The following is a 17,691-nucleotide window of genomic DNA, read 5'->3' on the forward strand; positions in this document are numbered from 1 at the left end:
TCGAGCCTTCATCGGCTACACTGATTTGATCGATGACACTCACAGCCTGGCAAGGCCGGGCGTTGACGTATACGGAAGCCTTTTTGATATGAGCTGGTTAGATAAAATCGTACCCTCTATGGGGCGTATCCAGCGTAAGGACCGTCGTGCCAGCGTGCCCGACGGTCTTTGGCGTAAATGTCCCAAGTGCGAGGCGGTGCTTTACCTGCCGGAGCTTGAGAAACATCAAAGCGTTTGCCCCAAGTGCGATCACCATCTAAGGCTGACCGCGCGCAAGCGGCTTGACTGGTTTCTGGATAAAGAAGGGCGTGAAGAGATCGCTGCTGATCTCGAGCCCGTCGACCGGCTCAAATTCAGAGACTCCAAGAAGTATAAAGATCGCTTGGCCGCCGCTCAGAAAGAGACGGGCGAAAAGGATGCGCTGATCGCCATGCGGGGTCAGCTCGATGGTCTGCCCATTGTCGCGGTCTCCTTCGAGTTCACCTTCATGGGAGGCTCGATGGGGGCGGTGGTCGGCGAGAAATTCGTGCGCGCCGCCACTGTTGCCTTGCAGGAACAGGTTCCGCTCGTCTGCTTTGGCGCCTCCGGCGGAGCGCGGATGCAGGAAGCGCTGTTCTCGCTGATGCAGATGGCGAAGACCTCCGCGGCGCTTGAAAAGCTCAAGCAGGCGGGAGTTCCTTATATCTCGATCCTCACGGATCCGGTGTTCGGGGGCGTATCCGCCTCGCTCGCCATGCTGGGCGATCTCAATATCGCCGAGCCCAATGCGCTGATCGGCTTTGCCGGACCCCGCGTCATCGAGCAGACCGTTCGGGAGACGCTTCCGGAAGGCTTCCAGCGCAGCGAATTCCTGCTTGAACACGGCACGGTGGACATGATCGTTCATCGCCACGACATGCGTACGCGGGTGGGCGGTGTACTGCGCAAGCTGACGCACCAAAGCGTCAGGCCCGCTGAAGAGGTGCTGGAACAGACGGCGGATGCTCAGATCACTGAACCCATGGTAAACGAAGAGCCACTGAGTGATGCCGCCGAGGCCCATGGCCCGGGTACTTCCCCCAGTGCAACGAGCGATGAATCCAGCCGCAATGCCTAACTCATTAGCCGACTGGCTCACCCATCTTGAAACGCTGCACCCCGTCGGCATCGACATGGGGCTTGACCGGGTGTCAGAGGTGGCGAAACGCATGGGGCTTTTCGAGCGCCCCGTGGCCCAGCGCATCATCATGGTGGCGGGCACCAACGGCAAGGGGTCGACCCTTGCCATGATGGATGCCTTGGCCCGGGCGCATGGCTTGCGTGCAGGCACGTACACCTCGCCTCACCTGGTCGTCTACAACGAGCGTGTGACCATACAGGGGCAACAGGCGAGCGACGAGCAGCTGATTGAAGGTTTCGAGCGAGTCGAAAAGGCTCGCCTTCAGGCACCGGAAGTCAGTCTGACCTACTTCGAGGCGGGAACGCTCTGTGCGCTTTGGTGTCTTTCCCAGGAGGAATTGGATCTAGCGCTTCTGGAAGTGGGACTGGGCGGCCGACTCGATGCAGTCAATATCGTCGAGTCAGATGTCAGCGTGGTTACCACGGTGGCGTTGGATCACGCCGACTATCTGGGCACCGATATCGAGCAGATCGGACGCGAGAAATCGGGGATCTTTCGCCCCTTGAAACCGGCGGTGCTGGGAAGCCAGATGATGCCGGTGAGCGTTCCCGATACCGCGATCGCCATGGCGTCGACCATCTATGCCCTGGGCGTGGGGTTCAAGCACAGCGCCGGCACCCGTACCAATAACGAGCGGGCCACACCCTGGTGCTGGCATGGCTTGACCGAAGAGGGCGATACGGTATCGCTGGACGCGCTGGTGGATCCGGGCTTGCCGATCGACAACGCCGCCACGGCGCTGCAGGCACTGGCGCTGGTGGGGGTTTCCTTTGATGCCCCGCTTTGCAACGAAGCGTTTCGCGGGCTGATCGTTGCGGGGCGTATGCAGTGGATAGGACAGTGGTGCCTGGATGTAGGCCATAACCCCCATGCTGCTCGTTATGTGGCCGGTCGGCTACCCACACCTCCGGCAGGGGGACGCCAGTGGGCATTGATCGGCATGTTGAACGACAAGGATGCCGACGGGGTTATCGAGGCTTTGAAGACACGAATCACCGACTGGGTCTGTGTCAGCCTCGAGGGCGAGCGCGGGCGTAGCGCTTCTGATCTGGCCGAGCGCATTCGGGCGAAGGGGGGCGCGGTTCACGCCCTGGCCGATTCGCCCGTGGAAGGCGTGGGGATAATTGAAAAACAGCTGAGCGCGAATGACCGCGTGCTTGCCATGGGTTCGTTCAAGACCGTTGCTGCGCTTTTGGAGCACTCGCTGCCGCAAGCCTAGCGCTTTCGGTCACTTTCATGCTGTATCAAGCATGGTGCCTTCAGCTTGCCCCGATGCTTTAAGGAGAGGGATATGAAATACGGTAAAACGGAGCGCATCAGCGGGATCGTGATTCTGCTCGCCTTGCTGGCGATTTTCGTGCCGTGGCTGATGAGTGATCCGGCGCCTCGTGAGGAGCGGCCCCAGCCCACCTTCGTGATCGAGCAGCCGGTCAATGTCACGCGCCAGAATGTGCCCGAACCGGAAATGCCTTCAAGCATCACTGCCTTGCCATCCAGTGCGCCTGATCAAGCCCCGGCAGACGGGGCACTTGCGGATCCGGTCAATGTCGAACCCGCCGAGCCACGAACTGGCCAGGCCGCCTCGACACCCGGTGCTGCAAGCCAGGGCGCACCGCAAGGCCCGGCACAGCAGGACCCGATTGCCGATATAGTTGCGTCCAATGCGGCCATATCCAATACGTCTTCCACGAGTGCAGCGCCAAACGCCAGTGCGCCGGCCACCGCTGAACAAGGCGAATGGGCGGTACAGGTCGGTAGCTTCGGCGATGTATCCAACGCCCAGCGCCTGAGCGAGCAGCTTTCAAGTGAAGGGTTCAGCGCCTTCAGGCGCGCTCGGGACAACAACCTTACATCGGTCTATGTGGGCCCCTACGCCACTTCCGAGGAAGGGGAGTCCGCCATGGCGCTGATCAAGCAACGAGCCAATGTCCAGGGGCTGTTGGTCCGGGTACGAGACTGACCATGGCGCTCACCTGGATCGATGCGCTGTTTCTGGCAGTACTGGCGCTTTCCATGCTGGCCGGGTTCATGCGCGGCTTTGTACGCGAAGCGCTGGGGTTGACGGCCTGGGTGGTTGCGCTCATGGTGGCCCGGTTGCTTGCCGACCCGGTCGCCGAGCTTTTAAGCGGATTCATCGATAGCTACGACGCCCGCCTGGTCGTGGCCTTTGCACTAGTCATATTCGCGGTCATCTTACTGTGTGGCATGGTGATTCGTCTGGTGCACGCCGCTATCGTCTGGGTTGGCATGGGGCTTCTCAACCGCTTTGCCGGCGCGGCCTTCGGGGTTGCTCGTGGCGTGGTGATCCTGCTGATCGCCACGGTGTTGATTACCCTGACGCCGCTGACGGATCTCCAGGCCTGGCAGCAGGCGAGCCTTCGCCCCACCTTTATCGAACTAAGAGACTGGGCGGTCAGCCAGCTTAACCAATGGGAGCGTGAGCTTCCCAGAGCACCTGAGTCGCTTCGCGATATCAGCCTGCCCGAGCTTCGTTCGGGAGGCGTGTCAAACGGCTTTTTTAATGACTCCTTAAATACAGCCCCGCGCGAATCAACCCCCTGAACCGGTAAACCGATACGGGGTTGGCCAGGGCATGCAACGTCTTGAGATCGAAATGTTCGGGCTTACCCCCGGTAAGCCACGGCACAAAGCGAGGTAACTGGAATGTGCGGTATTGTGGGCCTTCTGGCCAAGCAGGCGGTAAATCAGGGTATCTACGACGCTCTGACCGTACTTCAGCACCGGGGGCAGGATGCCGCGGGCATGATGACTTGGAGCGAGGGACGCTTTTTACTGCGCAAGAGCAACGGCCTGGTGCGCGACGTGTTTCATACCCGCCATATGGCGCGCCTGAAGGGGCACCTGGGAATCGGTCATGTGCGCTATCCCACCGCTGGTTCTTCAAGCGAAGCCGAGTCACAGCCCTTCTACGTCAATTCCCCTTACGGGATCGCGCTGGCTCATAATGGCAACCTGACCAATTCCGAGCAGTTGAAACAGGAGCTGTTCTCGACGGATCTTCGTCATATCAATACAAGCTCCGATTCTGAGGTGCTGCTGAATGTCTTTGCCCATGAGCTGGGCAAGCAGGGGCTCCACCTTACCGCCGAGGACATTTTTGATGCGGTACGCCGGGTGCACCGTCGCTGCAAGGGTGGCTATGCGGCCGTGGCCATCATCAATGGTTTCGGCATGGTCGCGTTTCGTGATCCGCACGGCATTCGCCCGGTGGTATTCGGCACACGCCAGGAGGGCGACAGCCAAGAGGTGATGATTGCCTCGGAGTCCGTGGCTCTCGATGTGGGCGGTTTCGAGCTTGAGCGTGATCTGGGCCCGGGTGAGGCGATCTTCGTGGACATGCAGGGCAACTACCATACCCAGGTCTGCGCTGACCGTCCGGAGCTTTATTCGTGCATCTTCGAGCACGTCTATCTCGCCCGCCCGGATTCACTGCTCGATGGCGCCTACGTGTACGGCACGCGCATGCAGATGGGCCGCAAGCTGGGCGATCGCATCATGAACGAATGGCCCGATCACGATATCGACGTGGTCATTCCCATTCCCGATACCTCGCGTACCTCGGCGCTGGAGATGGCTCAGCATCTGGGTGTGACCTACCGGGAAGGGTTCATGAAGAACCGCTACATCGGACGTACCTTCATCATGCCGGGCCAGACCCAGCGCAAGAAATCGGTACGCCAGAAACTCAACGCGATCGATGTCGAGTTTCGAGGCAAGAACGTGCTGCTGGTGGATGACTCCATTGTTCGCGGCACCACCTGTAAACAGATCATCCAGATGGCCCGGGACGCCGGCGCTCGTAATGTCTACTTCGCTTCCGCGGCGCCACCGGTGCGCTACCCCAACGTATATGGCATCGATATGCCGGTCGCCTCCGAGCTGATCGCTCACGGGCGCACCGAAGCGGAAGTCGGCGAGATGATCGGCGCCGATCGCATCTTCTATCAGGACCTTGAAGATCTGAAAGCCGCCTGTCGCGAAGTGAACCCGGACATGCAGGAGTTCGACTGCTCGGTATTCGACGGTAACTACGTGACCGGGGATATCGACGAGGCGTACCTGGCCGTGCTCGAGGCCAGTCGAAACGATGCGGCCAAGGACCAGGGCGCGGGGGGCCACGCGCTGGTGGACATGCATAACCAAGACGACGACTTAGACGACTAATTCGCCAACTGACGCTCATAAGGTCTACTCATGCAGGATGACAACGAACTCCCCACATGGTCGTTAGAAACCCTTGCCATTCGCGCCGGCCACCACCGCACGTTTGAGCAGGAGCACGCCGAACCCATTTTTCCTACTTCGAGCTTCGTGTATGAAAGCGCCGCCGAGGCGGCGCGCAAGTTCGGCGGAAAAGAGCCCGGCAACGTCTACTCGCGTTTCACCAATCCCACCGTGCATACCTTCGAGCGTCGGCTGGCTGCCCTCGAAGGAGGTGAGCGCTGCGTGGCGACGAGCTCCGGCATGTCGGCGATCCTGTCCACTGCACTTGCGCTGCTATCCCAGGGCGATGAAATCGTCGCTTCGCGCTCGCTGTTTGGCTCGACGGTCAGCTTGTTCGATAAGTATCTGGGCAAGTTGGGTATTACTACCCGCTATGTTGAGCTCTCGGACCTGGCGGCCTGGGAAGATGCCATCGGGCCGAACACCCGGCTGCTGTTTGCCGAAACGCCGTCCAATCCGCTTTCAGAAGTGGCCGATATTCAGGCCCTGGCCGCACTCGCCAAGAAGCACCAGGTACTGCTGGCCATCGATAACTGCTTTTTGACACCCGCACTTCAACAGCCCATCGCGCTGGGAGCGGATCTGGTGATTCATTCCGCCACCAAATACCTGGATGGGCAGGGGCGCGCCATCGGCGGCGCCGTGGTCGGGCGTCATGATCTGCTGGAAGAGATCTTCGGCGTGGTGCGCACCTGCGGGCCCTGCATGAGCCCCTTCAACGCCTGGATTTTCACCAAGGGGCTCGAAACGCTCTCGCTTCGCATGAAAGCTCATGGAGAGAACGCCCAGGCGTTGGCCGAATGGCTCGAGCAGCACCCGGCGGTGATCCGCGTTCACTACAGCGGCCTTGAAACCCACCCCCAGCACGCGCTTGCCAAAGCGCAGCAGCGCGGGTTTGGCGCGGTATTGGGCGTCGAGGTCATCAATGGACAGGAGGGTGCCTGGCAGGTAATTGACGCAACGCGCCTACTGTCGATTACCGGAAATCTGGGGGATGTCAAAACGACCATCACCCATCCTGGCACCACGACCCATGGCAGGCTGAGCGATGCGCAGCGCGAGGCTGCCGGTATTGCACCGGGGTTGATTCGCATTGCCGTTGGCCTGGAAAGCCAGGAGGATATTCGCCAGGACCTGGCAAGAGGGCTGGATGCACTCGCCAAATAGACGAGCAGGCCAAGCGCGTTCGATTGTGAGGCCATGGCTTTTGTCAGTTACGAAAAACCCCACCAAGGTGGGGTTTTTTGTGTCGAGCGAAACATTGGAGATTTAGCGCTCAACGGTTGCGAACGGTCAGGTCGCGCGAGCCGTTATGGTCGGTGCCATGCGACTGTGCGCTGGATTCAGGATGGTTGATCATCGCGCCGTTTGAACCGTTCTTGGTGCGTAGATTCTCGACGGACGCATCGCGGCCTTCGTCAATCTGTTGTTCGCTCGAGGAGCTGGGCTGGTCGACCTCGTTCAGCTCGGCAGAACCGCGTTCAGCAAAGGCAGCACCAGATACAAGGGCAAACGTAACGGCGACGGCAGTAGTCAGTTTTTTCATGGTGGCGTACTCATTCTAGTTGCTGGCGGTCCCTGATAAAGAAGATGTTTCCGCCGGGGTGTCTTGAAGCGTGCGGCCATATTAATATCGAAAAAACAAAATAAAAATTGGTAAAAAGCGACTAGACCATTCTATTAATTTGTTCGTTTAACCGCCCTGCAATATATTGACAAGTTGGCTATTCTACTTTGGTTGATAGGCGGTTAACCACGATGGAAAACTGAGGTTCAGCGAATCCGTCGATCGTATGCACAGTCCTATGCATAACCCTTGCAATGCCCGCAGAGGACTTTTCTGTTAGCGGGTTAATCAATGGTTTTTACGAACGAACTGTCCTGCTTTTTTCAGCGGTAGTTTTGCCGCCAACCCGCTATGATCTTCCGGAAAGCAGTTGATAATTATATTTAATTAGCTGGCGCGGTATTGCTGTACGCATGTCAAGCGTCGAGCCTTTATCGAGCAAGGCGAGGGAAATGGAATGTGGCGTAATACGCGAAGCGGCTGGGGCCTTGTGAGTATCTCGTTTCATTGGCTCAGCGCTTTAACCATTGTGGGCCTTTTCATGTTGGGGTGGTGGATGACCGGGCTGGGTTACTATGATGCCTGGTACAACCAAGGACCGTGGATCCATCGCTCGATCGGCGTTCTACTTTTGCTTGCAACCTGTGCACGCATCGTCTGGCGTTTATGTCAGCCCGCTCCCCACGGGGAGGGCAGCCGGTTCGAGCGCATCGCCGCCCACACTGGTCATATTGCACTTTACATGTTGCTGTTTCTGGTGATGCTGAGCGGTTATCTGATCTCCACCGCTAATGGCCGGAGCATCAGTGTCTTCGGTTGGTTTGACATGCCCGCCCTGGTGGCGGGGCTGCCGAACCAGGCAAGCCTTGCAGGCGATATTCACTGGTACAGCGCACTCACCCTGCTGGTGATTGCCGCAGGCCATGCCCTCGCTGCCTTCAAACATCACTTTGTAGGTCGCCATAAAACGTTGGTGCGCATGATCAACCCGGCTCACGGTCACAAGCTGACATGACGGTTTTCATATACCAAGGCGTTTTGATAGATGCCCTGGTGTCTTCCAAGGAAAGAGAGGAGTTGTTCGAATGTTGAAGAAAAGCCTGTTCGCAAGTGCGATTGCCGCCGCCGCCCTGGTACCTTTAAGCCAGACCCAGGCCGCCGATTACATGATCGACACGGAAGGCCAGCACGCCTTCGTACAGTTCAAGATCAGCCATCTGGGCATGTCCTACATTCTGGGCAGCTTCGAAGAGTTCTCAGGTGAGTTTACCTATGACGAGGGCGACCTGGATGCTTCTTCCATCGAGATGGAGGTTCAGATCGACAGTCTTCACACCAACCACGCCGAGCGTGATCGTCACATTCTCAGCGAAGATTTTCTTAATGCCAGCGAGTACCCGACCGCTACCTTCACCTCGACCGGGTTCGAATCCACTGGTGACAACGAAGGCGTGATTACCGGCGACTTCACGGTACACGGCGAAACGCGCGAACTCGAAATGCCGGTTACCCTGATCGGTCAGGGCGAAGACCCCTGGGGCAATTACCGCGCTGGTTTTGAAGGAAGCACTACGATTGCGCTGAACGATTACGGCATCGACATGAGCGAGTTCAGTGAAGAAATGCAGGAGCTTGAGCTTTACGTCATTTTCGAAGGTATCCGCCAGTAATATCGGCGTGTTAAAAAGCGCCATCACCCCGCTCGGGGTGGTGGCGCTTTTGCATGAGCGGCGAATGATTCTCAATGGGGAGTTTTAAATTGGCGGTTTTCAGGCAACACACTCTTGCGATCACTCTCTGGCGCCAAACCTGGCCGATGGCGATCGGCGTTCTGGCGCTTCTGGGGTTTCAGCTGGTGGACAGCGCCTTCATCGCCCGTCTGGGAACCGCGCCTCTGGCTGCTCAGTCGTTTACCTTTCCGCTCTCTTTTCTGATCATCGGCGTCCAGGTGGGGATGGGTATCGCGATCGCTGCGCTGATCTCCCGGGCGCTGGGGGCGGGCGAGGACGACCGGGCGAAGCGTCTGGGAAGTCTGGTATTGATGGCCGGCGGTGGTGTCATCGGTGTGCTGGTCGTGGCACTTTGGCTCTTTCAGGTACCCATCTTTTCGCTGCTGGGCGCTGATGATGCCGCGCTTGACTATATTCGTCGCTACTGGGCGCCGCAGCTTTTCTCGGCCTGGCTCGGGGCGCTTTTATACTTCATCTACAGCCTGTTTCGTGCCCATGGCGATACCCGCATGCCCGGCAAGATGATGGTGCTCAGCAGCGTGGTCAACCTGGCGCTGGACCCGCTCTTGATCTTCGGTGCAGGCAGTTGGGAAGGGCTTGGTCTGCCTGGCGCCGCCTGGGCTACCGCCATCGCGTTCAGCGTCGGCCTGCTCGTCATCGGACAAAAGCTTTTCCGTCGGCGCTGGCTGGTGCTCGAGGGCGTCTTCGAGGAGATGTGTTGCTCGTGGCGCGGGTTCGTCGGTATTGCCGGCCCTGCCATGATCAGCCAGTTGATGCCTCCGCTGGCGGCGATGCTTGCCATCACTGCAGTGGCGGGGCTTGGCGATGTGCAGGTGGCGGCCTGGGGGTTGGCCAATCGGCTTGAAACGGTGTCGTTGATGGTCATACTGGCCATGACCATGTCCCTGCCGCCTTGGCTTGGCCGCTGTTACGGGGCGGGGGACTGGGGGCAGATCCACCAGCTCATGCGCCTGGCGCTGAAGGTAGCCGTGGTCTGGCAGCTGGCACTCGGCGTTGTCCTGGCCCTTGGCGCGCCATGGGTTGCCATGGTGCTGGCGGGCAGCGCCGAGGTGCAACAGGCGCTGTCGCTCTTGATTCGTTTTCTGCTGCCCAGTTATGCCGCACTCGGCGTCTGCATGCTGGTAGTTTCAGCCGGTAATGCGCTGGGCTGGCCGCTTCGCGCCATGCTGTTATCCAGCGCTCGGCTGTTTCTGTTTTACCTGCCTTGCCTTTGGCTGGGTGCGGGACTGTTCGGCTGGTCAGGACTTGCCGCCGGTGCGGCGATGGGCAACGTCATGGCGGGGCTTGCCGCCTGGTATGTACTGCGGCGTATTCTATCTCGCCCGCACCGGCAGGCGAAAGAGGCCCTCGACTAGCGGGGCGTCGTCTTCTGAAAAGAGAAGTACAGGAACAACAGCGCCATGGCCAGATAGCCCATGACAAACTGCGGCGCGGCGTTCAGAGCAAGCTTTGGCGCGTGCATCAAGCCCACGAAGGAGAACCCGGCGGCGATCAGCGCAAAGGCGGATGCCTTGCGAAACTGATGGTCGATGGCACAGACCGTCATCGCGCCAAGGAAAATGGCCATGAACATCGCCCCCTGGCCCATGACCACGATGGCCGATGAAATGTCACTGACCACGTCACCCGCGCCCCGGTTGAAACGCGTCATCACGTAGTTGGCGAAGTAGGGCAGCATGGCCAGGGCCACGGCGGGATAATAGCGAGTATCGTTGGCCTGAAAGGCAGTGGCGATCATGGAAATGCCCACAAACACCAGGATAGGCGCCACTACTGAAACCGGGATAATCGCGGCAAGTGCGGCGATAAGCCCAAGCATCGTGGCAAGACCGTAGACTGCACCGTTCATGATGCTGTAGCCACGGCCTGCCCCCATCCACTTGGCGCCCACGGTGGCGATATACACGGTAGTGGGGAATACGCCCCCGAACAGCGCGCCGATCATGGTGCCCGCGCCGTCCACGGCCTGACATTCGCGCACATCGTACTTGTCGCCAGCGGCTTCCATTGCCTCAACGTTGTTCATCGTTTCGATCGCGTTATAGAGCGTGATGGGGAGTACGACGGTCAAAACGGCGAGCATACCGGTGAACAAAAGCCCCAGCCCTTCCCACCAGGCGCTGTTGGGGAGCAGCGGATAAAATCCCAGGTGCGTGAAAGCGTCGCTGAAGCGCTCGCTGCCGGCATCTCCAATCAGATAAGCCATGGCCGTGCCCAGCACGATGGCGAACAAGGACGTCGGCAGTTTGAAGGGCATGCTGACCCGTGCCACCAGCCCCACGATGGTAATGCCCAGTACCAGCAAACCGATGACCGGCATCTCCAGTGTCTTGAACAGCATCTCTCCGGCGATGAAAGTGAGCGCAACGCCGGCGACGGCCCCCAGCATGGCGGCGCGCGGCAGGTGGTGTTGAACGAAGCGGCCCACCAGGCTCACCAGCGCTTCGATGGCGCCACTGATAAAGCAGGCGGCGACCGCCACCTTCCAGGCAAGCTCGGCATCCCCGGTCAGTTGCTTGGCAGGCAGCAGTACGCCAAACAGAAAGACGAACATCACCGGCGTGGAAATACCGTAGGAGAGCGCGGTAACGTCACTGCGCTGCTCTTTGCGCGCCAGACGCGCAGCGCTCCAGGCATAGTAGAAGTTACCCACCATCACGGCTACCGCGGCACCGGGTAGCACCTGCCCGTAGACAATCTCGGCGGAAAAGCCCATGCCCAGCATCGTGATGGCGATGATGACGAAGTTGGCGATATTGTTTTGAAAAAGCGCAAAAAAGGCATCGGTATCTTCTTTCTTGTACCAGGGGTAGTAATTGCTGTTGGCCGCCATTGAGAGTCTCGAGGTTGTACCACCGGAACACGAAAGCCCGGTGGTTTGACTGATCGGTCAAATTTCAAGGAGTGGAAACAAAAGCGCCCAGGCAAGAGGCCTGGGCGCTTGGAAGATGCCGGATTACTCGTTGACGGCGGCGATCGCCTTGGCGAGATAGGGCAGATTCTCCCGAGAAAAGCCTGCCACGTTGGCTCTGCCTGAGCGCACCATGTAGATGCCGAACTCGTCGCGCAGACGGTCGACCTGGGCGGGGGTCAAGCCGGTGTAAGAGAACATGCCGCGCTGCCCGGCTACACAGGCGTACTTTTCATTCAACCCGTAAGGCTTGAGCGCTTCGACAAACTCGCGACGCAACGTATTGATACGGTCGCGCATTTCGGTCAGCTCGTCATGCCACATCGCCTTGAGCTCGGGGTCCAGAAGAATCTCGCTGACGATGGCACCACCGTGCGCGGGCGGGTTGGAGTAGTTCTCGCGAGCGACAATGGCGATTTGCGAGCGAACGTTTTCCATCTGCTCTGCGTTTTTCGCCACCATGATCAAGCATCCCGTACGTTCGCAGTAGATGCCGAAATTCTTCGAGCAGGAGCTGGTGATCATCACCTCGTCGAGGTTTTCCGCCAGCAGCCGGACACCATAAGCGTCCTCGTCCAGGCCTTCACCGAACCCCTGGTAGGCAAAATCCACCAGCGGCAGCAGCTTGCGTTCCTTGAGGATCTCGAGTACTTCCTGCCACTGCGCCTTGGAAAGGTCAAAGCCGGTCGGGTTGTGACAGCAAGCGTGAAGCACGACGACATCGCCTTCGGGAATCTTGTTGAGCGCGGCCACCATACCGTCGAAATCCAGGCGGTTGTCCGGATCGACGTAGGGGTATTTATGCAGCTCGATGCCTGCCGCGGTGAAAATGCCGTGATGATTCGGCCAGGTCGGGTCGCTTACCCAGATACCTTTATCCGGCATCTGTCCGGCGATGAAATCCGCCGCCAGGCGCAGTGCGCCGGTACCGCCGGGAGACTGGGTGGCGCTGGCCCGGTTATCGCTCAGTACTTTCGAGCCTTCGCCGAGCACGATCGGCAGTACGGCCTTGCCGTAGTCCGGAGCACCGTGAGAACCGATATAGGTCTTGGTGGTTTCGTTGTCGAGCAGACGAGCCTCTGCTTCCTTGACGGCGCGCATTACCGGCGTATTGCCTTTGGAATCGCGGTAAACACCTACGCCCAAGTCCACTTTCTGCGGATTGGTGTCTTTTTTGAAAGCTTCGATCAGTCCAAGAATGGCATCTCCCGGGACCCGCTCAATATGCTCGAACATTTAGTTGACTACCTCGTTAAGCGATAACAAAAAAAGATATTGCAGCACTTAATGATGCCACCGTGCTCAGCGAACTGCCACAGCAGCAGCCCGGGAATTGCTAAATATAGCAATACCTCGAGGGGAAGCGGTTATCGGCTAGACAATGTGGTATACGCAGTCACGCCCGGTGTCCTTGGCGCGATACAGGGCCTTGTCGGCGCGCTTGAGTAGCGTCGTTAGCGCTTCATGCGGACGGTATTCGGCAACCCCGATACTCACCGTTACCTCGCCCACTCCGGTGCCCAGGTCGAGCCGGGCGATGGCATCGCGTACCCGGTTGGCAAAGCGGTGGCATTGGTTAAGCGGTGTACGCGGGGCGATCACCACAAATTCCTCGCCCCCCAGCCGCGCCAGCATGTCGCTTTCTCGCAAGAGCGCTTTGGTCTGGGTGGCCAGCGCCTTGAGGATTTCGTCACCCACGGCGTGACCGAAACGGTCGTTCAGTTTCTTGAAATAGTCCACATCGATCATCATGACGGATAAGGGCTTGGCTTCGTGCCGGCTGGCCAGGGCCAGGCGGTTGAGCTCCATCATGAGTTTACGACGGTTGGGAATACCGGTAAGCACGTCTGTATAACTGCGTTTTTCCAGACGCTTCTCGTTTACCACCTGTCCGGTAATATCCATCATGATACCGTTCAAGCTCACCCCATGTGCCGTGCGCTCCGGAATGGCGCTGACCCCGATCCAGCATGTCTTGCGCAATGGGTGAGAAAGCTTGAAACGGGTAGACAGGGGAATCATCCAGCGTGCGGAGCGCTCGATGGCAGCGCTTACCACGGGCCAGTGCTCGCCGGTAAGCTGTGCAATGGAGGAGTTGGCGTTGTCGGCCAGCGCTACGCGGTCCATGCAATCCAGTATGGTGCCCCCGCCTTCCAGGTAGGTAAAGCGCAGTGTACCCATGGACGAGCGATGAAGCTGAAAGATCACTCCCGGTAGATGGGGTAGAAGATAGTCAGCGCTCAGCGGCGTCAGCGGTTTATCGTTCACGAGCATGCGCGATTCCACATGGGTAGCGTTGGAAATGGTGAAAAGAAAAACAGTAGAGTAGCGTTTAATCCCGTGGGGCGATGTAAGTGTTTACCGATAGTTGCTGCCATTTCTTATACTTTATTGGCATAACTTGTCGCTTGTTTAGATACGTATTTCAACTAAAAAAGCATTTTCAGGGAAATACTGGCGCGCTGAGGGGAAGTTAACTACTTTTTTGAATATAAACAATTTCTTCAGGGACGGATTATGGCAGACGACAATCAGCTGGATCATCAATCTTCCGCTCGCAAACTCAGCACGAAAGAGCTTTTCAGAGATAACCGGGTCAAAGCGATTGCCGGTATTGCGGCCATTGCGGTTATCTGGGCCATCATGGCGCAGTCCAATGCGGGTACTCACCGCGACCGTATCGATGCGCTTGAAAGCGATCTTGCAGCCACCGAGCAGCAGAATCGCCGTCTGAGTCAGCGGGTCAGCGAAATCGAGCAGGCAGAGACCGACCTGGCCAGCATGCGCGAAGAGATCACTGCACTTGAACAGCAACAGGCGCAGGCGCAGGAGAATCTGCAGTCGGCTCAGCAGGAAATAGACGCTATTCAGCCGCGCCTTGAGGAGCTTCAGAACGAGCGCGACGCGTTGCAGGAAGAGGTGGATAATCTTACGCAGGAGCTTGAAAGCGCGCAGAGCAACATGCAGTCGCTTCGCGACGAGCGTGATGAAGCCGTCACAGAACGGGACGAAGCGCAGTCCTCGCTGGATCAGATCGAACAGGCCCGCCAGAGTGCCGAAGAGGCACGCCAGGAAGCTGAAACTGCCCGTCAGCAGGCCGAGCAGGAGCGCCAGCAAGCTCTCGATGAGCAGACCGAAGCCCAGGAGGAGCTTGATTCGCTGGAATCACAGGTAAGCGAGGCCAACGAACGCGTCTCCAGCATCGAAGAAGAGATCAGTACTGCCCAGGAAGAGCTGGATCAGTTGGAAAGCCAGCGCGAAACGGCCAGCAGCGAGCGCGATGAACTGCAGACGAACATCGATTCTCTCAGCCAGCAACGCGAAGAGCAGGAGCAGAGCCTGACTCAGGTGCGCAGCGAAATGGACGACCTGATGGTGGCGCTGGATATCGGCCGCGAAGAGCTTTCAAGCGTCGAAAGCGATATCGAAACCCGTGAAGAGCAGCTCGAGCGCCTGGAGTCCCAGCTCAGCGACTGGCGCAGCGAGCTCTCGGCGCTCGATCAACGTCTGGGCGAGGTAGATGACGTCGCTGAAGATGAAGTGCCCAATCTTGCCGGCGAGGGTTCTTCAAGCCAGAATGAGTCCCAGCAGGATCAGAACCAGCAGGATCAGGAATCTCAGGACGCGTCTCAACAGGATCAACCCCAACAAGGTCAATCCCAGCAGGATGCTGGTCAGGCAGGTTCACGTCCACAAGGCCAGGGCCAGCCGAATCAAGGCGGCGAAAGTGCCAACGATGACGAGCACGAGAGCAGTCAGCCCAGTAGTCAGGCCAGCAACTAGGCCCTGTCATTTTGAAGCGGGTACAGCGAAGGCTGTACCCGCTTTTTCATGTTCCGAGTTTATGAATGCGGCCCCAGCGCGTATGATTTAGTCAACTAGACGCCATGTGAAGGAGCGCGTAATGGAAGGGATCAAGCACATTGTCGCGGTAGCATCCGGTAAGGGCGGCGTAGGGAAATCCACCGTCACTGTCAATCTGGCGCTGGCGCTTTCCGCCCAGGGCTATCGCGTGGGCGTTCTCGACGCCGATATCTACGGCCCGAGCCAGGCCCAAATGCTCGGTGTCAAAGAGGGTACGCGCCCCGAGCCCGCGGGCGAAAACGCTTTCAAACCTTTGGAGGCCCATGGTCTCAAGGCGATGTCGATGGCCTTTTTGGTCAACAGCCGCGATGCCATGGCGTGGCGCGGCCCGATGGTCGTGGGCGCTTTCCAGCAGATGCTCAACCAGACCGAGTGGGGCGAGCTCGATTTTCTGCTGATCGACATGCCGCCGGGCACTGGTGACATCCAGCTCACCCTTGCCCAGAAAGTGCCGGTATCCGGTGCGGTAATCGTGACGACCCCCCAGGATATCGCGCTGCTCGACGCGCGTAAGGGCATCGAGATGTTCCGTAAGGTCAACGTGCCGGTAGTGGGCGTGGTCGAGAACATGAGCCTTTACAAGTGCGAAAGCTGCGGTCATGAAGCGGCCATTTTCGGCACCGGTGGGGGCGAGCGCATCGCCAGCGAGTATAATACCCAACTGCTTGGGCGCTTGCCGCTGACGCTTGCCATTCGCGAGCTGGCGGATTCCGGCACGCCAAGCGTGGTTTCCAGCCCCGATAGTGCTGAAAGCCAGACGTTTGCCGATATCGCCCGGCAGGTAGCGGGTACGGTGAGGGGTACGAACCAGAGCGGCCCCACGATTTCCTTTAGTGAGTGATAAGTAAGCCAATGAGTATTCAGTCTGACAAGTGGATCCGCCGTATGGCGCAAAACGAGGCCATGATCGAGCCGTTCGAGCCTGGCCAGGTGCGTCATGTCAACGACCAGCGGGTGATCTCCTACGGCACATCGAGCTACGGCTACGACGTGCGCTGCTCGGACGAGTTCAAGGTCTTCACCAACATCCATTCGGCTATCGTCGACCCCAAGGCGTTCGATGAGAAGAGCTTTGTGGATGTGAAAGGCGATGTATGCATCATTCCCCCGAACTCCTTCGCCTTGGCGCGCACCGTGGAGTACTTTCGTATCCCTCGTAACGTGCTCACTATCTGTCTGGGTAAATCCACCTATGCGCGCTGCGGTATCATCGTCAACGTGACGCCGCTTGAGCCGGAGTGGGAAGGTCACGTGACGCTGGAGTTTTCCAATACCACGAACCTGCCCGCCAAGATCTACGCACACGAAGGCGTGGCACAAATGCTCTTTCTCGGTGCCGATGAGGAGTGCGAAACTTCCTACAAGGATCGCGGCGGTAAATACATGGGCCAGCGCGGTGTGACGCTTCCGCGTACCTGAACGTCACCGAACGCCCTTCAAGAAAAAAGCGCGCCACAATCGGCGCGCTTTTTCATGGGCAGGCCTTGGCTGCACCCTAGAGGTCTTCGTCCAGCTCTTCTGCGGCGTCGGCATGGGAAAGGCGCATGCCCTGGGGCGGCAGGGGCTGGCCGTCGATGGTGACCCTGTCGTCGCTATAATGGAGCCGGCCCTGTAGATACCATTGCACGGCAATGGGCAGGATCAAGTGCTCGCGGGCGTGTACCTTCTCCTTCAGGCTCTCGGCGGTATCGCTTTCGCTGATGCGGCACTCGGCCTGAAGTATTACCGGGCCGCCGTCGAGCTCTTCGGTGACGAAGTGCACGCTGCAGCCGTGTTCCGTGGCGCTGTCGGCCAGCGCCCGGGCATGGGTGTCAAGCCCCTGGTAGGCGGGCAACAGCGACGGATGGATATTGAGCATCTTGCCCAGAAAGCGTTGTACAAAGCGCGGGGTCAGGATACGCATGAAGCCCGCCAGCACGATGAGGTCCGGCTCGTGACGCTCGATCACCTTGATCAGCGCACCGTCGTAGGCGTCGCGACTTTCATACTCCCGGTGGGGGAGGGCCACGGCTTCGATACCCGCAGCGTGTGCGCGTTTGAGACCATACGCGCCGGGTTCATTGGAGATCACCGCGACGATGTGACCGCCCAGTCGGTCGTGTTCCTGCGCCTCGATCAGCGCCGCCAGATTGCTGCCGCTGCCCGAGATCAACACTACGATGCGACGCTGATCCACCGGCTCCGGGGTCATGTC

Annotated in this window: 17 protein-coding genes; 12 read left to right on the forward strand and 5 right to left on the reverse strand. The window is 58.8% G+C overall.

Features of this window, described 5'->3' with window-relative positions; all coding sequences use genetic code 11:
• The first annotated feature begins 88 nt into the window (after positions 1-88).
• The 6 genes from accD (at position 89) to ACWF8S_RS07135 (ending at position 6,571) form a co-directional block, all read left to right on the forward strand.
• Positions 89-1,096 (forward strand): acetyl-CoA carboxylase, carboxyltransferase subunit beta, encoded by a 1,008-nt coding sequence (gene accD, locus ACWF8S_RS07110; protein ID WP_447556153.1) that lies wholly within the window; start codon positions 89-91, stop codon positions 1,094-1,096.
• A complete protein-coding gene (gene folC / locus ACWF8S_RS07115; protein ID WP_447556154.1) occupies positions 1,089-2,378 on the forward strand; it encodes a bifunctional tetrahydrofolate synthase/dihydrofolate synthase in 1,290 nt (429 codons plus the stop codon). The genes accD and folC overlap by 8 nt, the downstream gene beginning before the upstream one ends.
• A gap of 72 nt (positions 2,379-2,450) precedes the next feature.
• Positions 2,451-3,119, forward strand: a complete 669-nt coding sequence (locus ACWF8S_RS07120) for an SPOR domain-containing protein (protein WP_447556155.1) — start codon at positions 2,451-2,453, stop codon at positions 3,117-3,119.
• A 2-nt stretch (positions 3,120-3,121) separates the two neighbouring features.
• On the forward strand, positions 3,122-3,721 hold the full coding sequence (locus ACWF8S_RS07125) for a CvpA family protein (protein WP_447556157.1): 600 nt from the start codon (positions 3,122-3,124) through the stop codon (positions 3,719-3,721).
• Positions 3,722-3,823: 102 nt separating this feature from the next.
• A complete protein-coding gene (gene purF / locus ACWF8S_RS07130; RefSeq protein ID WP_447556158.1) occupies positions 3,824-5,344 on the forward strand; it encodes an amidophosphoribosyltransferase in 1,521 nt (506 codons plus the stop codon).
• A 30-nt stretch (positions 5,345-5,374) separates the two neighbouring features.
• Positions 5,375-6,571, forward strand: coding sequence for an O-succinylhomoserine sulfhydrylase (locus ACWF8S_RS07135; RefSeq protein ID WP_447556159.1), 1,197 nt, complete (start codon positions 5,375-5,377; stop codon positions 6,569-6,571).
• Between the two features lie 109 nt (positions 6,572-6,680).
• On the opposite strand, the gene ACWF8S_RS07140 is transcribed toward ACWF8S_RS07135, so the two are convergent.
• Complete coding sequence (locus ACWF8S_RS07140; RefSeq protein WP_447556161.1) at positions 6,681-6,950, reverse strand: hypothetical protein; 270 nt, start codon at positions 6,948-6,950, stop codon at positions 6,681-6,683.
• Between the two features lie 478 nt (positions 6,951-7,428).
• On the opposite strand from ACWF8S_RS07140, the gene ACWF8S_RS07145 reads away from it, so the two are divergent.
• The 3 genes from ACWF8S_RS07145 (at position 7,429) to ACWF8S_RS07155 (ending at position 10,077) form a co-directional block, all read left to right on the forward strand.
• Positions 7,429-7,986 (forward strand): cytochrome b, encoded by a 558-nt coding sequence (locus ACWF8S_RS07145; protein WP_447556162.1) that lies wholly within the window; start codon positions 7,429-7,431, stop codon positions 7,984-7,986.
• Between the two features lie 70 nt (positions 7,987-8,056).
• Positions 8,057-8,641, forward strand: a complete 585-nt coding sequence (locus ACWF8S_RS07150; protein ID WP_447556163.1) for a YceI family protein — start codon at positions 8,057-8,059, stop codon at positions 8,639-8,641.
• A gap of 146 nt (positions 8,642-8,787) precedes the next feature.
• A complete protein-coding gene (locus tag ACWF8S_RS07155) occupies positions 8,788-10,077 on the forward strand; it encodes an MATE family efflux transporter (RefSeq protein WP_447556563.1) in 1,290 nt (429 codons plus the stop codon).
• On the opposite strand, the gene ACWF8S_RS07160 is transcribed toward ACWF8S_RS07155, so the two are convergent.
• The 3 genes from ACWF8S_RS07160 to ACWF8S_RS07170 form a co-directional block, all read right to left on the reverse strand.
• Positions 10,074-11,555 (reverse strand): NCS2 family permease, encoded by a 1,482-nt coding sequence (locus ACWF8S_RS07160; protein WP_447556165.1) that lies wholly within the window; start codon positions 11,553-11,555, stop codon positions 10,074-10,076. The two genes, ACWF8S_RS07155 and ACWF8S_RS07160, sit on opposite strands and share 4 nt — an antisense overlap.
• Before the next feature lie 123 nt (positions 11,556-11,678).
• Positions 11,679-12,869, reverse strand: a complete 1,191-nt coding sequence (locus tag ACWF8S_RS07165; RefSeq protein WP_447556166.1) for an amino acid aminotransferase — start codon at positions 12,867-12,869, stop codon at positions 11,679-11,681.
• 138 nt (positions 12,870-13,007) lie between these two features.
• Positions 13,008-13,907, reverse strand: a complete 900-nt coding sequence (locus ACWF8S_RS07170) for a GGDEF domain-containing protein (RefSeq protein ID WP_447556167.1) — start codon at positions 13,905-13,907, stop codon at positions 13,008-13,010.
• 243 nt (positions 13,908-14,150) lie between these two features.
• Between ACWF8S_RS07170 and ACWF8S_RS07175 the strand changes: the two genes are divergently transcribed.
• The 3 genes from ACWF8S_RS07175 to dcd all read left to right on the forward strand — a co-directional run bounded on the left by ACWF8S_RS07175 (position 14,151) and on the right by dcd (position 16,916).
• Positions 14,151-15,416, forward strand: a complete 1,266-nt coding sequence (locus ACWF8S_RS07175) for a kinesin (protein ID WP_447556168.1) — start codon at positions 14,151-14,153, stop codon at positions 15,414-15,416.
• Between the two features lie 106 nt (positions 15,417-15,522).
• On the forward strand, positions 15,523-16,338 hold the full coding sequence (gene apbC / locus ACWF8S_RS07180; protein WP_447556169.1) for an iron-sulfur cluster carrier protein ApbC: 816 nt from the start codon (positions 15,523-15,525) through the stop codon (positions 16,336-16,338).
• A gap of 11 nt (positions 16,339-16,349) precedes the next feature.
• On the forward strand, positions 16,350-16,916 hold the full coding sequence (gene dcd, locus ACWF8S_RS07185) for a dCTP deaminase (protein ID WP_447556170.1): 567 nt from the start codon (positions 16,350-16,352) through the stop codon (positions 16,914-16,916).
• 76 nt (positions 16,917-16,992) lie between these two features.
• Here dcd and purN read toward each other — a convergent pair whose 3' ends face one another.
• The gene (purN, locus tag ACWF8S_RS07190; RefSeq protein WP_447556564.1) at positions 16,993-17,688 is read right to left on the reverse strand and encodes a phosphoribosylglycinamide formyltransferase; all 696 of its coding nucleotides are present in this window, start codon (positions 17,686-17,688) and stop codon (positions 16,993-16,995) included.
• Positions 17,689-17,691: the final 3 nt, after the last annotated feature.

The organism is Vreelandella xerophytica (genome assembly GCF_968048975.1).

Excerpts from the sequence above, each read along its gene's own strand:
- accD (WP_447556153.1), top strand. The coding sequence starts at position 89 with ATGAGCTGGTTAGATAAAATCGTACCCTCTATGGGGCGTATCCAGCGT.
- ACWF8S_RS07150 (WP_447556163.1), top strand. The coding sequence starts at position 8,057 with ATGTTGAAGAAAAGCCTGTTCGCAAGTGCGATTGCCGCCGCCGCCCTG.
- ACWF8S_RS07170 (WP_447556167.1), bottom strand. The coding sequence starts at position 13,907 with ATGCTCGTGAACGATAAACCGCTGACGCCGCTGAGCGCTGACTATCTT.
- ACWF8S_RS07120 (WP_447556155.1), top strand. The coding sequence starts at position 2,451 with ATGAAATACGGTAAAACGGAGCGCATCAGCGGGATCGTGATTCTGCTC.
- ACWF8S_RS07135 (WP_447556159.1), top strand. The coding sequence starts at position 5,375 with ATGCAGGATGACAACGAACTCCCCACATGGTCGTTAGAAACCCTTGCC.
- dcd (WP_447556170.1), top strand. The coding sequence starts at position 16,350 with ATGAGTATTCAGTCTGACAAGTGGATCCGCCGTATGGCGCAAAACGAG.
- purN (WP_447556564.1), bottom strand. The coding sequence starts at position 17,688 with ATGACCCCGGAGCCGGTGGATCAGCGTCGCATCGTAGTGTTGATCTCG.
- purF (WP_447556158.1), top strand. The coding sequence starts at position 3,824 with ATGTGCGGTATTGTGGGCCTTCTGGCCAAGCAGGCGGTAAATCAGGGT.
- ACWF8S_RS07125 (WP_447556157.1), top strand. The coding sequence starts at position 3,122 with ATGGCGCTCACCTGGATCGATGCGCTGTTTCTGGCAGTACTGGCGCTT.
- ACWF8S_RS07140 (WP_447556161.1), bottom strand. The coding sequence starts at position 6,950 with ATGAAAAAACTGACTACTGCCGTCGCCGTTACGTTTGCCCTTGTATCT.
- ACWF8S_RS07160 (WP_447556165.1), bottom strand. The coding sequence starts at position 11,555 with ATGGCGGCCAACAGCAATTACTACCCCTGGTACAAGAAAGAAGATACC.
- ACWF8S_RS07155 (WP_447556563.1), top strand. The coding sequence starts at position 8,788 with ATGGCGATCGGCGTTCTGGCGCTTCTGGGGTTTCAGCTGGTGGACAGC.
- ACWF8S_RS07165 (WP_447556166.1), bottom strand. The coding sequence starts at position 12,869 with ATGTTCGAGCATATTGAGCGGGTCCCGGGAGATGCCATTCTTGGACTG.
- ACWF8S_RS07145 (WP_447556162.1), top strand. The coding sequence starts at position 7,429 with ATGTGGCGTAATACGCGAAGCGGCTGGGGCCTTGTGAGTATCTCGTTT.
- folC (WP_447556154.1), top strand. The coding sequence starts at position 1,089 with ATGCCTAACTCATTAGCCGACTGGCTCACCCATCTTGAAACGCTGCAC.
- ACWF8S_RS07175 (WP_447556168.1), top strand. The coding sequence starts at position 14,151 with ATGGCAGACGACAATCAGCTGGATCATCAATCTTCCGCTCGCAAACTC.